The organism is Streptomyces sp. NPDC053079 (assembly GCF_044546695.1).
GTDB lineage: Bacteria > Actinomycetota > Actinomycetes > Streptomycetales > Streptomycetaceae > Streptomyces.
Genome location: NZ_JBITZJ010000007.1, coordinates 461,912 through 475,568 on the forward strand (window position 1 = coordinate 461,912; position 13,657 = coordinate 475,568).

Genomic DNA, 13,657 nt, shown 5'->3' on the forward strand with positions numbered 1-13,657 from the left:
ATACCGGGCCAGACTACGCGAAGGGCCCTGGCGGGCTTGAGACCGGGCCGGTTCAGCCACCGGTCCTGGTGAGCGTCGCGGTGGGGCGGCCGCCGCGGGGGTCGTCGGAGGTGAACGCCAGCTTGCCGTCCGCGGCGAGGCTGTACGTCACGGTCGCCTTCTCCCCCGTGCACAGGGCCTTCTTCTCCCCGTCGGTGACCTCCTCCAGCGTGATCTTCCCGCCGGCGACGGACGTGAGCTTCGCCTTGCTGCGGCATTCCAGGACGCCGAGCACGGAATAGCTCGTCCGCACGACGTAGGCGCCCGGGCCGCCGGCGGTGACGGTGCTGGTCATGGTGCCGTTGGGGGTGCCGTCGGACTGGATGACGGAGCCGGTCCAGGTGCCGATGAACTCCTTCGGGACGGTGCCGGACGGGGGCTGCGGGGCGGTGGCCGCTGGGGGGCGCGCCGTCGTGTCGCCGTCGCCGCCGGGCAGGAGGTCGGAGACGAACAGTGCGGTGGTGGCTGCGGCCAGGGCGCCGGCGATGGTCAGTACGAGGGTGCAGCTGATGCGGCGCTCGGTGCCGGCGGTAGCCGTGGCGGTGACGGTGGGGACCTGCGCCGGATCCTGCCCCTGCCCCGCCCTTTCACCGTTTCTTGTCCTCAATCGCCGGACGGGCCGCATTTGCGGCCCGTCCGGCGATGGGGAAGGGGCGGCTTCCAGGTCCAGTAGTTCCACCGCCTGGCGGCTCACCCGCTCCACGAGCGGGCCCGGCAGCCAGCCCGGGCCCAGCAGTGCGCTCGCGCCGTCCGGGGCGGCGAGGCGGTGGGCCAGCTCCGCCGGGGCCGGTCTTGCCTCCGGGGCCTTGGCCAGGCAGGACGTCACCAGCTCGCGCAGGGGGCCCGTGAGGGCGGGGCCCAGCACCGGGTCCTCGTGCACGACCTTGTAGAGCAGCACGGCCGAGCTGTCGCCGGGGAAGGGCGGCTCGCCCGTGGCCGCGTACGCCAGGACCGCGCCCAGGGAGAAGACGTCCGCCGCCCCGGTGACCGGTCGGCCCAGGATCTGCTCGGGGGCCATGTAGCCCGGGGAGCCGATCGAGACGCCGGTGGAGGTCAGGGAGGCCGTGCCCTCGACGGCCCGGGCGATGCCGAAGTCGATCAGGCGGGGGCCGTCGAGGGCCAGCAGGACGTTCGACGGCTTGACGTCGCGGTGCACCAGCCCCAGTCCGTGCACCGCCGCCAGCGCCTCCGCCAGGCCCGCGCCCAGCGCCCGTACCGTCCGCGGCGGCAGCGGGCCCACCTCGGCGACGGCCTGGGTGAGCGAGGGCCCGGCCACATAGCCCGTCGCCACCCACGGCACCGCGGCCTCCGGATCGGCGTCCAGCACGGGCGCCGTCCAGGCCCCGCCCACCCGCCGGGCGGACTCGACCTCCCTGCGGAAGCGCGCCCGGAACTGCTCGTCGAGGGCGAAATGGGGATGGACCACCTTGACGGCGACCGTGCGCCCGCCCGCGCTGCGCCCGAGGTACACCCGGCCCATGCCGCCCGCGCCCAATCGGCCCAGCAGCCGGTATGCGCCTATGACCTGCGGATCTTCCACCGACAACGACTGCATAGGGCCCTTCGCCTCCCCCCGGAAGGGGCCCTTCGCCCCCGAATTCGAGCCTATGACTCAATTCACGGATCGTCCCAGGAACCCCGACCCCTGATTTGCCCATCCCCTAGGACGGAACAAACCGTCATGTCCTTCGGGGCAGCAGCATCATCCGGAGCGACGCGATGACGCACTCACCCAACGGGGGCTACCAGCCCAACGGGGGATACCAGCAGCCGGGCGGCTACCCGCCGCCCCCCAACGGATACCGGCAGCCCCACCAGGGTGGCGGCTACGGCGACCAGGGGGGCCACGGGGACTACGGCGACTACCCGCCCAACGGCTCGTACCAGTCCCAGGGCCGCCAGCGTGCTTCGCGCGCCAAGAAGTGGATGATCGTGGTGGCTTCCATAGCCGTCCTCGGTCTGATCGCCGGCGGCGTCATGAAGTACCTCGAGTTCGGTCCCTTCTCCAAGAAGGGCGACCCGGTCAGCTTCGGCCAGGACAAGAACGCCGGCCAGGCGGGCGGGGCCTCGGGTGAGAAGTCCTCCGACTCCAAGACGCTGATGCCGACGGGCCCGGCCGCCGCGTTCAAGAACGCGAACACGCTCGGCGACGGCACGGAGATCGGCGTCGTCACCCTCGACGGCCCGAAGTCCGGCTTCAAGGGCAAGGTCTGGGTCTGGGCGCCCAAGCAGTACAAGGACCCGAAGTACGCCAAGAGCGGCTTCCCGGTCATGATCGCGCTGCCCGGTGGCCCCGGCTACCCGAACAACTACTGGATGGGCACCGACCTCGGCCTCCAGCAGAGCATCAGCAAGTGGTCCCAGGAGGGCAAGAGCCTGCCCTTCATCCTGGCGATGCCGGTGCTGAACCCGGACGACAAGCACTACTACGACGGCAGTGACATCCCCGGCCAGGCCAAGATGGGCACCTGGCTGACGGAGGACGTGCCGGAGCTGGTGAAGCAGAACTTCCGCACCCTGAAGTCGCGTGACGGCTGGGCGTTCATGGGCTCCTCCTCCGGTGGCTTCGCGGGCTTCAAGGCCGTGCTGAAGCACCCGGACAAGTTCAAGGCCGTCATCGCCTCCGGTCCCGACATCGTGCCCGACTCCCCGCTGTGGAAGGGCCACGAGAAGGAGATGGCGGAGAACAACCCCGAGGTCCTGGCCAAGCGGCTGATCGACACCAAGGGCCCGGACGTCTACGTCGCCTTCCAGGTGGGCACGGCGGAGCCGCCCATCGTGATGAGCCAGGTCAAGAAGTTCCAGGCGCAGTACGGCAAGGGCCCGGTGCACACGATGCTGCGGGAGATACCCGGCGGCAAGCACAACGCCAAGACCTACGTGCCGAACATGGGCGAAGGCCTGATCCAGTACATCAGTCAGCACATGGAAGGCCCCACGCCCTCCTCCTGACCCGCGCGGCCGGGCCCCGGTGGTTCCACGGGAGCCCGGCGCCGCACTCGCGCAGCCGAAGCCCTGATCCCTTCCCGGGGGTCAGGGCTTCAGCAGTTCCACCCGCACGTCGGCGGGGAAGCCGGTCGTCGGACCGGTGCGGCGGGCGAACTCCGCCACCCCGGCCAGCTGGTCGGGGCCGAAGCGGAAGTCCAGCGTGGTGAAGTAGCGCTCCAGCAGCTCCGCGTCGAAGGACTCCCAGCGCGCGGCCTGCTCGGCGACCTTGCCGACCTCCTGCAGGGACAGGTCGCGGGAGGCCAGGAACGCCTCGTGCACCTCGGCGACGATGCGCGGCTCACGGGCCAGGTAGTCGCGGCGGGCGGCCCACACGGCGAAGACGAACGGCAGCCCCGTCCAGTCCTTCCACATCTGCCCGAGGTCGTGGACCTCCAGGCCCAGCCGGGGCGCGTCGTGCAGGGAGGCCCGCAGGGCGGCGTCCCCGATGAGGACGGCGGCGTCCGCCTCCTGCATCATCGCGCCGAGGTCCGGCGGGCAGCTGTAGTAGTCGGGCTCGACGCCGTAGCGCTCGGCGAGCAGGAGCTGTGCCAGCCGCACCGAGGTGCGCGAGGTGGAGCCGAGGGCGACCTTGGCTCCGTCCAGCTTCTCCAGCGGCAGCTGCGAGACGATCACGCACGACATGACGGGCCCGTCGCAGCCCACGGCGATGTCCGGCAGCGCGACGAGCTCGTCGGCGTTCTTCAGGAACTCCACCAGGGTCACCGGGGCGATGTCGAGCTCACCCCGTACGAGCCGCTCGCTGAGCTTCTCGGGGGTGTCCTTGGTCAGATCCAGATCGAGCAGCGTGCCGGTCCGGGCCAGGCCCCAGTAGAGGGGCAGGCAGTTGAGGAACTGGATGTGGCCGACGCGCGGGCGGGCGCGGAGCGGCTGCGGCACGTCTACATCTACGGCGGTCGCTGCGCCTGAGGCTGAATTGTCCACATCCGGAGGCTAGCCCCGGGCTGTGCGGGCCGCCGGGCCGGGGGTCCGCTCGACGGGTGCCCGACCAGCGATCTTTTCCCGTGCGAAGGGTCGGAAAACCCCTCTTCGGCGTGATCTTCGACTCCTTCCGCACGAGAACATCGCGTGCTAGGCTCGCCGCAAGTTGCAGTTTGGTTTCCCTTGCAGTACAGAGCCTGCGGAGCATGTGACCCGCAGGCTTTTGTAGTTTTCAGACTTCTCGCAGGTTCTGGAGCAGGGCAACCCTTTGGGCCCAAGGAGGGCTTTATGGCTACCGGAACCGTGAAGTGGTTCAACGCTGAAAAGGGCTTTGGCTTCATCGCCCAGGACGGCGGGGGCCCCGACGTCTTCGTTCACTACTCCGCGATCAACGCCTCTGGTTTCCGCTCCCTCGAGGAGAACCAGGCGGTCAACTTCGACGTCACGCAGGGCCCGAAGGGTCCGCAGGCGGAGAACGTCACCCCGGTCTGATCCTCGGATCCTTCCGGTACGACGGCTCGACCGATCGCGGTCGACGTGCTGTACCCAAGGTGCCCTGCCTCCCGCTTCGGCGGAAGGCAGGGCTCCTGCCTTTCCCCGGCCATTCCCGTGCCCGGGACCCCAGATTCTTAACCTCATTCACTGAGGTCACTTCTTTCACACTGGCACCATTTATCGCTCCCGCTCGTAGAGAGCGTCGATTTCCGCCGCAAAGCGATCACAGATCGCCGCGCGCCGCACTTTGAGGGTGGGTGTCAGCGCCCCGCTCGCGACGCTGAAGTCCTCGTCCAGGACCGTGAACGCACGGATCCGCGAGGGCCGGGAGACCTGCTCGTTGGCAGCGTCCACCGCCTCCTGGCAGAGCGCGCGCACGGCCGGGTGCCGGGCGGCCGGGGCGTCCCCGAGGTCCACGCCCTCCCGGGCGGCCCAGGCGGCGACCTCCTCCCCGTCCAGGGTCAGCAGCGCCACCGGGTACGGACGACGGTCGCCGACCATGACGGCGCGGGATATCCAGCGGGACTGCTGCAGCGCGAACTCCACCAGCGAGGGCGTGAGGTTCTTGCCGCTCGAGGTGATGATCAGATCCTTCTTGCGGCCGGTGATGGAGAGGTAGCCGTCCGCGTCCAGCGTGCCGATGTCCCCGGTACGCAGCCAGCCGTCGGCGTCCACCGCCTCCGCACTGGCGGCCGGGTTGCCGTGGTAGCCGGCGAAGACGCCGGGGCCCCGGACCAGGACCTCACCGTCCCCCGCTATCCGCACCTCGTACCCCGCCACCGCCTGCCCGACCGTTCCGGGGCGCACCGCGCCCCGCCGGTTGAGGGAGAGCGCGCCCGAGGTCTCGGTCATGCCGTAGCCCTCGTAGACGGCGATGCCGCAGGCGCGCAGGAAGTCCAGGGTCTGCGGCGCGATGGGCGCGGCCCCGGTCAGGGCCCAGCGCAGCCGGCCGCCGAAGACCGCCCGGACCGGCGCGAACACGCTCTCCTCCGCCGCCTCCCACGCCGTGCGCAGCTCCCCGGTGAGCTCCTCGCCCCGCTCGCGCGCCCCAGCCGCCGCCAGCCCGGTCCGTACGGCCGCCGCCAGCCGGCCGGGGCCGTCCGGGCCCCGGGACTCGGCGAGGGAGACGACGCTCGCGTGCACCTTCTCGAACAGCCGTGGCACGGACGGCAGATGCGTGGGCCTGACCTCGGCCAGCTCGGCGACGACGTTCTCGACCCGGCCCCCGAAGTAGCACAGCGCGCCGCCGCGGCGCAGCGAGGTCAGCTCGATGAGCTGGCCGAGGACGTGGGCGAGCGGAAGGTAGAGGTAGGTCGTGTCGCCCGGGCCGCCCTCGGAGAGGTGGGCGGTGGCGTCCTGGTTGGCGACCATGTTGCCGTGCGTGAGCCGGCAGCCCTTGGGCAGGCCCGTGGTGCCGGAGGTGTAGATGATCGTGCACAGGTCCTCGGCCCTGCGGGCCGCGCCGCGCGCCAGGAACTCCTCCAGCGAGGCCGGCGCCGGCAGCCGCCCCAGCACCGGGGCACCGGAGCCGTCCCCGTCGACGAGCACCACGTGCCGCAGCTCCGGCAGCTTCTCCCGCACCTGCTCCACGCGCGCCGCCTGAACGGCGTTCTCGCAGACGACGACCGAGGCCCCCGAGTCGCCCAGCACCCAGGCCAGTTCGCCCTCGCCGGCCGTCGGGTAGACCGGCACCACGACCGCCCCGGCGGCCAGCACCGCGAAGTGGGCGTGGGTCCACTCCGGCCGGGTCTCCGACAGGATCGCCACCCGGTCGTCGGGGCGCACCCCAAGGGTGATCAGGCCGCGCCCGACGGTCCGTACGATCTCGCGCAGCCGGTCGTAGCCGGTCTCCGTCCAGCCCTCCCCGGGGCTCCCGCCGGCCCGTGGGCGGTGGCGCAGCGCGGGCAGGTCCCCGTACCGGTCGGCCGTCCATTCGACGAACTGCGCCAGTGTGTCCGGTCGTTGCCGTTCCTGCTGCCGCACGACGCCTCCCTGGTCGGTGCACGGAAGAACCGATGACGTACACCGCCGACGCTATGAAGCCCACCCGTCCCGCGGGGATGACCGGAATCGTCAGCCCCACTGACCCGGACGCTCAACGGGAGTTACCGTGCAGGGCATGGGCAGGCGGACGATCACCGTGCACTACGTACGGGCCGCGCTCGGTGGCGCGCGCGGGCTCGGCATCGACACCGTGCCGCTGCTGCAGCGGGCGGGCATCCCTCCGCTGCTGCTCGGCGACGACCGGGCGAAGGTGACGCCCGAGCAGTTCGCCCGTCTGGTGCGGGAGCTGCACCGGGCGACGGGGGACGAGTTCATGGGGCTGAGCCCCTCGCCCAGCAGGCCGGGGACGTTCGCGATGATGTGCTACGCCTGCGTGGGCTGCCGTGACCTGGGCGCGTTGCTCGAGCGGGCGGTGCGCTTCTACGGCCTCTTCCCCGACGGCCCGGATCTCGTACTCGAACGCCGGGGCGCCGAGGCGGTGTTCGCGGTCCGCAACGACCTGCGCGGCCATGCGGAGGGACGTTTCCTCGCCGAGTGCATGATGCTCATCTGGCACCGGCTGGCGAGCTGGCTGATCGGCCGCCGCATCCCGCTGCGCTGGGCCGGCTTCGCCTACCCCGCGCCGCCCTACGCCGCCGAGTACGGGCTGATGTTCGACTGCCCCGTGCGGTTCGGGGCGGGGCCCGCCCCCATGGCGGCCGCCGGGTTCGACGCGCGCTGGCTGGCGGCTCCCGTGGTGCGGGACGAGGACGGGCTGCGGGAGCTGCTGCGGCGGGCCCCGGCGGAGCTGCTGAGCCGGCACGAGTACGGCACGACGGTGGCCGAGCAGGTGCGGCGGGCGTTCCTGCGGGCGCTGGGCGAGGGCCGGCCGGCGCGGCTGCCGGAGGTGGCGCAGCTGGCGGCGCGGCTGGCGGTGAGCCCGGCGACGCTGCGGCGGCGGCTGCAGGAGGAGGGGACGTCCTACCAGCGGCTCAAGGACCAGGTGCGGCGCGACGCGGCGATCACGGGGCTCGCGGAGGGGCGGGAGCCGATCGCCCAGCTGGCGGCCCGGCTGGGGTTCTCCGAGGACACCGCCTTCCACCGGGCGTTCCGCCGCTGGACGGGCACCACGCCGGGGGCGTACCGGCTCGCCGGCGTGCGGGCCCTGCCCGGTGGACCGGGGCCCCGTGGCGGCGACGCTCCCGGTCAGGAAAGCTGAGCGTCCCGGCCAACGCCCCCTTACCGGCGGGTCACTACGGTCGGCCCCAGTGCTTCACCTCCATCTGCTTCATCCGGAACAGCTGGGAGAGCCGCATGCACCTGCGCACCAGAGCCCTCGCCGCCGTCGCCGCGCTGGCCGTCTCCTTCGGCCTGGCGGGCGGGACCGCCGCCGCCGACGGTCCCGCCGGGGCACCCGGCGACATCGTCAGCTCAGCCCCCACCTCCTTCCACCCCCTGCCGGGCCAGCCCACCCACACCAAGGCCTGGCACATCACCTACCGCTCCACCACCGCCAAGGGCGCCCTGAACGTCGTCTCGGGCACGGTGATCGTTCCCCAGGACGGCCGGACGGGCCCGCGCCCCCTGGTCACCTACGCCGTCGGCACCGTCGGCCTCGCCGACCACTGCGCCCCCTCCGCCGGCTTCCCGCGCGGCACCACCATGGAGGCCAACCTCATCCAGCTGCTGACCGCGCGCGGCTGGGCCGTGGCGGTCACCGACTACGAGGGCCTGGGCACCCCGGGCGACCACACCTACGCCGTCGGCCGCGCCGAGGGGCACGCCGTCCTCGACGCCGCCCGCGCCGCCCAGCGGCTGCCCCAGGCCGGGCTGGGGAAGAAGTCCCCGGTCGGCATCATGGGCTACTCCCAGGGCGGCCAGGCGAGCAGCTGGGCCGCCGAGCTCCACGACTCGTACGCCCCCGAACTGGACCTGCGCGGCACCGCCACCGGCGGCGTGCCCGCCGACCTGCTGAAGACGGCCGACTACAACAACGGCGGCATCGGGGCGGGCCTGGTCCTCATGGCCGCCACCGGGCAGAACGCGGCCTATCCCGAACTGAAACTCGACGGCTACCTCAACGCCAGGGGCCGCTCGTACGTCGACTTCCTCAAGAAGCACTGCGTGGTCGTCGACACCGTCGCCGGGCTCTTCAAGCGCATCGAGGACGTGACGGTCAAGAACCCGCTGTACGAGAGCGACTGGCAGCGCGTGCTGCGCTCCTCGCGCCTGGGCTCGCACGCCCCGGACCGCCCCGTGTACCTCTACCACGGGGTCGTCGACGAGCTGATCCCCTACGCGGTCGGCAAGCAGCTGCGTGCGGACTGGTGCGCCGCGGGGGCCACGGTGCAGTGGAAGTCGCTGCCGCTGGGGGAGCACGTCCTGGGCGTGATCAGCGAGTCGGTGCCGGCCGCGAACTGGCTGGCGGACCGCTTCGCGGGCAGGGCGACGGGCGGCAACTGCTAGGTCCCGCCGTGCCGGAGGCGGGCCCCGGGAGCGTCCCGGGGCCCGCCCCTACGCCCGGTACAGCTCGTCGATCTCGGCCGCGAAGTCCCGCTCGACGGCGGCCCGCTTGAGCTTCATCGACGGCGTCAGATGCCCGCTCTCCTCCGTGAAGTCCACCGCCAGCACCGCGAACCGGCGGATCGACTCCGCCCGGGACACGGTCCTGTTGGCGTCGTCCACCGCCTCCTGCACACAGGCCAGCAGCGCCTTGTCGCCGACGAGCTCCTGGACGGGCACGTCGTCCAGGCCGTGCATCCCCTGCCAGTGCCCGAGCCCGTCGGGGTCCAGGGTGATCAGGGCGGTCAGGTACGGGCGGTTGTCGCCGATGACCGCGCACTGGGCGACGAGGGGGTGGGCGCGCAGCCGGTCCTCCAGCGGGGCCGGGGCGACGTTCTTGCCGCCGGAGGTGACGATCAGCTCCTTCTTGCGGCCGGTGATGGTGAGGTAGCCGTCCTCGTCGAGGGTGCCCAGGTCGCCGGTGGCGAACCACTCCCCCGAAGCGCCTCCACCACCCGCGGGGAACTCGGCCTCCTGCCGGCCGGCGTCCCAGTAGCCCGCGAAGACGTGGCCGCCGCGCAGCAGTACCTCGCCGTCCGCGGCGATGCGCACCGCGCTGCCGGGCAACGGCCAGCCGACCGTGCCGGGCCGGGGGCGCAGCGGCGGGGTGAGGGTGCTGGCGGCGGTGGTCTCGGTCAGGCCGTAGCCCTCGAAGACCTCGACGCCGGCGCCGGTGTAGAAGGTGGTGAGCCGTCTGCCGAGCGGGGAGCCGCCGCTGATGACGTAGCGGACCCGGCCGCCGAGGGCGTCGCGGATGCGGCGGTAGACGAGCGCGTCGTACAGGGCGTGGGCGGCGCGCAGGCGGGGGCCGGGGCCCCGGCCGGCGCCGTGCGCGCGGGCCGCGTTCGCCTCGGCGTAGCGGCGGGCGACGTCGGCGGCGCGGTCGAAGGCGGGGGCGCGGCCGAGCTGTTCGGCGGTGGCCCGGGCGGTGTTGTGGATCCGCTCCAGGACGTAGGGGATGGCGAGCAGGAACGTGGGCCGGAATCCGGCGAGGTCCGCGCGGAGTTCGTCGGCCCGCAGGGACGGCGCGTGCCCGAGCCGTACGCGCGCCCGCAGGCAGCCGACGGCGACCATGCGGCCGAAGACGTGCGAGAGCGGCAGGAACAGGAGTGTGGCGGCGGGGTCCCTGCTGGCGGCGTGGAAGACGGGGTGCAGCAGTTCGGTCGCGTTGTCGACTTCGGCGAAGAAGTTGGCGTGGGTGAGGACGCAGCCCTTGGGGCGGCCGGTGGTGCCGGAGGTGTAGATGAGGGTGGCGATGTCGTCGGGGGTGCGGGCGGCGCGGCGCCGCGTGACCGCCTCGTCGGGCAGGTCTCGTCCGGCGGCGGCGAGCAGGGCGACCGCCCCGGCGTCGATCTGCCAGACGTGGGCGAGGCCGGGTAACGCCGCGCGCTCGGCGCCGACCAGCTTCATCTGCCCGGCGGTCTCGACGACGCAGGCGGCCGCCCGGGAGTCCTCGAGGATCCAGCGGACCTGGGGGGCGGCGGAGGTGGGGTAGACGGGGACGGTGACCAGGCCGGCGGCCCAGGCCGCGAAGTCCAGCAGCGTCCATTCGTAGCGGGTGCGGGCCATGAGGGCGAGCCGGTCGCCGGGGCCCAGGCCGTGGGCGATCAGGCCCTTGGCGACGGCCAGCACCTCGGCGGCGAAGCGGGCGGCGGTGACGTCGCGCCAGAGGCCGTCGGGCTGCTTGCGGCTGAGGACGGTGTCGGCGGGGGCGACGGCGGCGTTGTCGAACGGCAGGTCGCCGAGCGAGCCGTCGTGGACGGGCGGTGCCAGCGGGGGCACGGACGCCTCGCGCACGACGCCGGCGACGGCCGTCGTGCGGGGCGGGACGAGGAGGGAGAGGGCTTCGCTGCGCGGTACGGACACGTGCGGCTCCTGTTCCAGACCCACAAGAGACCGATAAGTAACCTACTCGGCGGTAAAACTATGGCCGTAAAGGTACGCCTCCGGGCCCCCTCCGGCCAGAGCGCCTGCGCCCTTCGAGCCCCTCCGGTGCCGCCGGCTCCCGACGGCACCGGCGCCCCCGTCGCCCGCCGTGCGGCGAGGGGTCATGAACGGGCGCCGGGTGCCCAGCGGTGCCCGTTCATGAGGTTCTCCAGCCCCGTCCAGGCGATGTTCATCAGCGTCGCCGCCGTCTCCTGGGCCGAGGAGACGGCGTCCCCGCGGGCGTTGGCCCAGCAGGCGAGCGACTCGGCGGCGCCCACGAGCGCGTGGGCCAGGCCGGAGGCCTCGTGCCCGGCCGGCGGGTCGGTGCGGCCGGCCGCGGCGGCGGTGGCCGCGATCAGCCCGGTGACGAGACGGATGATCTCCTGCCGCAGCTCCGCGACCACGACCGCGAAGGGCTCCCCGTGCGTACGGGCCTGGCAGCTGAGCACGGCCCAGCCCGAGGGGTGCTCGGCGGTGTGCGCGAAGAAGGCGCGCAGCCCGTTCCACAGCCGGGCGTCCGCGGGGGCGTCCGGCTCGCTCGCAGCCTCGAGCGCCGCCATCAGTGCCTCGGCCTCGCGCCGGATGCAGGCGCTGAAGAGATCTTCCTTGGAGTTCAGATAGAGGTAGACCAGCGGCTTCGACGCCCCGGCCAGCTCCGCGATCTCGTCCATGGACGCCGCGCTGTAGCCGCGCCGGGCGAAGACCTCCACGGCGGCGTCGAGCATCTGCCGCTCGCGCACCTCCCGCGGCATGCGCCTGATCTTGCCGCTGCCGCCCTTCCGCTTCCCCTTCGGCTCCGGCGCGGTCCCCATCGTCGGTATCACCTGTGCGTCATCTACGACATTCACGACAAAAATCCCTCCCCCCCGTCACATTACCGGCAGGTAATATCACAGGGAGGAGGGACGTCAAGGGTACCGATCAAGCCGTCACGCGGCGACGGGCTGCGGCTGCGGCTCCAGGTGCGAGCCGTCCGCGCTCTCGTAGGCCTCCCGGTCGAGGATGCCCTCCCGGGCGGCGACGAGGATCGGGACGACCGACTGTCCGGCCACGTTGGTCGCCGTGCGGATCATGTCGACGATCGGGTCGATGGCCAGCAGCAGACCCACGCCCGCCATCGGCAGGCCCAGCGTCGACAGCGTCAGCGTGAGCATCACGGTCGCGCCGGTGAGGCCGGCGGTGGCCGCCGAGCCGATGACGGAGACGAAGGCGATCAGAACGTAGTCCTTGATCTCCAGCGGCACGTCGAAGACCTGGGCCACGAAGATCGCGGCGATGGCCGGGTAGATCGAGGCGCAGCCGTCCATCTTGGTCGTGGAGCCGAACGGCACCGCGAAGGAGGCGTACTCCTTCGGCACGCCGAGCCGCTCGGTGACCTTCTGCGTCAGCGGCATCGTGCCCACGGAGGAGCGGGAGACGAAGGCCAGCTGGATGGCGGGCCAGGCGCCCTTGAAGAAGCGCAGCGGGTTGACCTTGGCGACCGTGGCCAGCAGCAGCGGGTAGACGACGAACAGCACGATGGCGCAGCCGACGTAGATGTCGGCGGTGAAGGTCGCGTACTTGCTGATCAGGTTCCAGCCGTACTTGTAGACGGCCTTGCCGACCAGGCCGAGGCTGCCCAGCGGGGCGAGGCGGATGACCCACCACAGCACCTTCTGCAGCAGCTCCAGCACGGACTCGCTGAGGGTGAGCAGGGGCTGGGCCTTCTCGCCGACCTGCAGGACGGCGATGCCGACGACGGCGGCCATGAAGACGATCTGCAGCACGTTCAGCTCGGTGAACGGCGTGATGACGTCGGTCGGAACGATTCCGGTGAGGAAGTCCAGCCACGACCCCTTCTTCTTGGGGTCACCGCCGTCGGCGGCGGTGAGGCCGGTGCCGGAGCCCGGGTCGGTGAGCAGGCCGATAGCGAGGCCGATGACGACCGCGATCAGCGACGTGATCATGAACCAGAGCAGGGTCCGGGTGGCCAGCCGGGCGGCGTTGGAGACGTTCCGCAGGTTGGTGATCGAGACCAGGATGGCGAAGAAGACCAGGGGGGCGACCACGACCATCAGCAGCTGGACGAAGATGCCACCGATCTTGTCGAGGGTGGTCTGCAGCCAGCCGATGTCACCGCTCTTGGCGGCCCAGCCCAGCAGGGCGCCCAGCACGAGGCCGAGCAGGATCTGGGCCCAGAAGGGGACATTGGGGATGCGCGATATGCGCCCGCGCTGAGCGGACGCCGGGTTGGACGGGGGCGTCGACATGCCGAACACGGTAACACCGACACTTTGGGGCACTCAAAGGAAATCTTTGAGGCGCACGGACCCCGAAACGCGCCGACGCCCTGGCGCGGAACGGGTGTTCCGCGCCAGGGCGTCGGGGGAGTATGAGGGGGCGTGTGAGGAGACTTACACGGCTTGCTTGCAATTGGGGTGATTTACACCCCGTCCTCCTGGCCGGCGTTCGCGTTGATCCGCGCCTTCGCCCGGTCCACGCGCTCCACGATCTGCTCGGACATGGCGTCGCGCTGCTTGCGCAGCAGGACCCAGCTGAGCGGCGCGGAGAGGATGAGCGCGAGCAGCACCATCCACACGAGGTTCGAGCTGCCCACGCCGAGCGGGATGATCCGCGCGTAGCAGAGCACCCACACGAAGGCGAAGCAGGCGATGAGCAGTCCGACACGCGAAGCGGTGTAGCGGAGCGAGGCGTACTTCTGGCTACTCACGGACGGGACCTTCTT

The 13,657-nt window shown here is 72.0% G+C and carries 11 protein-coding genes; 4 read left to right on the forward strand and 7 right to left on the reverse strand.

From position 1 onward, the window contains the following. Window positions 1-52: 52 nt before the first annotated feature. Complete coding sequence (locus ACIGXW_RS27410) at window positions 53-1,594, reverse strand: serine/threonine-protein kinase (RefSeq protein ID WP_399575391.1); 1,542 nt, start codon at window positions 1,592-1,594, stop codon at window positions 53-55. A gap of 371 nt (window positions 1,595-1,965) precedes the next feature. Between ACIGXW_RS27410 and ACIGXW_RS27415 the strand changes: the two genes are divergently transcribed. Further along, entirely contained in the window at window positions 1,966-2,991 is a 1,026-nt protein-coding gene (locus ACIGXW_RS27415) for an alpha/beta hydrolase (protein ID WP_399575437.1), read from the forward strand. 81 nt (window positions 2,992-3,072) lie between these two features. Here ACIGXW_RS27415 and ACIGXW_RS27420 read toward each other — a convergent pair whose 3' ends face one another. Beyond that, window positions 3,073-3,924 carry a menaquinone biosynthesis protein gene (locus tag ACIGXW_RS27420; protein ID WP_104531754.1) on the reverse strand — a complete coding sequence of 284 codons (852 nt, stop codon included), beginning with the start codon at window positions 3,922-3,924 and terminating at the stop codon, window positions 3,073-3,075. A 330-nt stretch (window positions 3,925-4,254) separates the two neighbouring features. Between ACIGXW_RS27420 and ACIGXW_RS27425 the strand changes: the two genes are divergently transcribed. Continuing rightward, window positions 4,255-4,458 carry a cold-shock protein gene (locus tag ACIGXW_RS27425; RefSeq protein ID WP_360846934.1) on the forward strand — a complete coding sequence of 68 codons (204 nt, stop codon included), beginning with the start codon at window positions 4,255-4,257 and terminating at the stop codon, window positions 4,456-4,458. A 180-nt stretch (window positions 4,459-4,638) separates the two neighbouring features. Here ACIGXW_RS27425 and ACIGXW_RS27430 read toward each other — a convergent pair whose 3' ends face one another. Beyond that, on the reverse strand, window positions 4,639-6,444 hold the full coding sequence (locus tag ACIGXW_RS27430) for an AMP-dependent synthetase/ligase (RefSeq protein ID WP_399575392.1): 1,806 nt from the start codon (window positions 6,442-6,444) through the stop codon (window positions 4,639-4,641). 136 nt (window positions 6,445-6,580) lie between these two features. Here ACIGXW_RS27430 and ACIGXW_RS27435 point away from each other — a divergent pair, with 136 nt between their 5' ends. Both ACIGXW_RS27435 and ACIGXW_RS27440 read left to right on the forward strand, forming a co-directional pair. Beyond that, a complete protein-coding gene (locus ACIGXW_RS27435) occupies window positions 6,581-7,663 on the forward strand; it encodes an AraC family transcriptional regulator (protein WP_399575393.1) in 1,083 nt (360 codons plus the stop codon). A 95-nt stretch (window positions 7,664-7,758) separates the two neighbouring features. Next, window positions 7,759-8,910 carry a lipase family protein gene (locus tag ACIGXW_RS27440; protein ID WP_399575394.1) on the forward strand — a complete coding sequence of 384 codons (1,152 nt, stop codon included), beginning with the start codon at window positions 7,759-7,761 and terminating at the stop codon, window positions 8,908-8,910. Between the two features lie 48 nt (window positions 8,911-8,958). Here ACIGXW_RS27440 and ACIGXW_RS27445 read toward each other — a convergent pair whose 3' ends face one another. From ACIGXW_RS27445 to ACIGXW_RS27460, 4 genes are all read right to left on the reverse strand, one after another. Beyond that, window positions 8,959-10,803 (reverse strand): AMP-dependent synthetase/ligase, encoded by a 1,845-nt coding sequence (locus ACIGXW_RS27445; RefSeq protein ID WP_399575438.1) that lies wholly within the window; start codon window positions 10,801-10,803, stop codon window positions 8,959-8,961. 251 nt (window positions 10,804-11,054) lie between these two features. Next, window positions 11,055-11,744 (reverse strand): TetR/AcrR family transcriptional regulator, encoded by a 690-nt coding sequence (locus ACIGXW_RS27450; RefSeq protein WP_399575395.1) that lies wholly within the window; start codon window positions 11,742-11,744, stop codon window positions 11,055-11,057. 117 nt (window positions 11,745-11,861) lie between these two features. Continuing rightward, the gene (locus ACIGXW_RS27455; protein ID WP_399575396.1) at window positions 11,862-13,181 is read right to left on the reverse strand and encodes a dicarboxylate/amino acid:cation symporter; all 1,320 of its coding nucleotides are present in this window, start codon (window positions 13,179-13,181) and stop codon (window positions 11,862-11,864) included. 173 nt (window positions 13,182-13,354) lie between these two features. Next, complete coding sequence (locus ACIGXW_RS27460) at window positions 13,355-13,642, reverse strand: DUF4229 domain-containing protein (protein ID WP_071965545.1); 288 nt, start codon at window positions 13,640-13,642, stop codon at window positions 13,355-13,357. Window positions 13,643-13,657: the final 15 nt, after the last annotated feature.

Coding starts and splice junctions, on each gene's coding strand:
- ACIGXW_RS27410 (WP_399575391.1), bottom strand. CDS start 1,594: ATGCAGTCGTTGTCGGTGGAAGATCCGCAGGTCATAGGCGCATACCGG.
- ACIGXW_RS27415 (WP_399575437.1), top strand. CDS start 1,966: ATGATCGTGGTGGCTTCCATAGCCGTCCTCGGTCTGATCGCCGGCGGC.
- ACIGXW_RS27425 (WP_360846934.1), top strand. CDS start 4,255: ATGGCTACCGGAACCGTGAAGTGGTTCAACGCTGAAAAGGGCTTTGGC.
- ACIGXW_RS27435 (WP_399575393.1), top strand. CDS start 6,581: ATGGGCAGGCGGACGATCACCGTGCACTACGTACGGGCCGCGCTCGGT.
- ACIGXW_RS27440 (WP_399575394.1), top strand. CDS start 7,759: ATGCACCTGCGCACCAGAGCCCTCGCCGCCGTCGCCGCGCTGGCCGTC.
- ACIGXW_RS27450 (WP_399575395.1), bottom strand. CDS start 11,744: ATGGGGACCGCGCCGGAGCCGAAGGGGAAGCGGAAGGGCGGCAGCGGC.
- ACIGXW_RS27455 (WP_399575396.1), bottom strand. CDS start 13,181: ATGTCGACGCCCCCGTCCAACCCGGCGTCCGCTCAGCGCGGGCGCATA.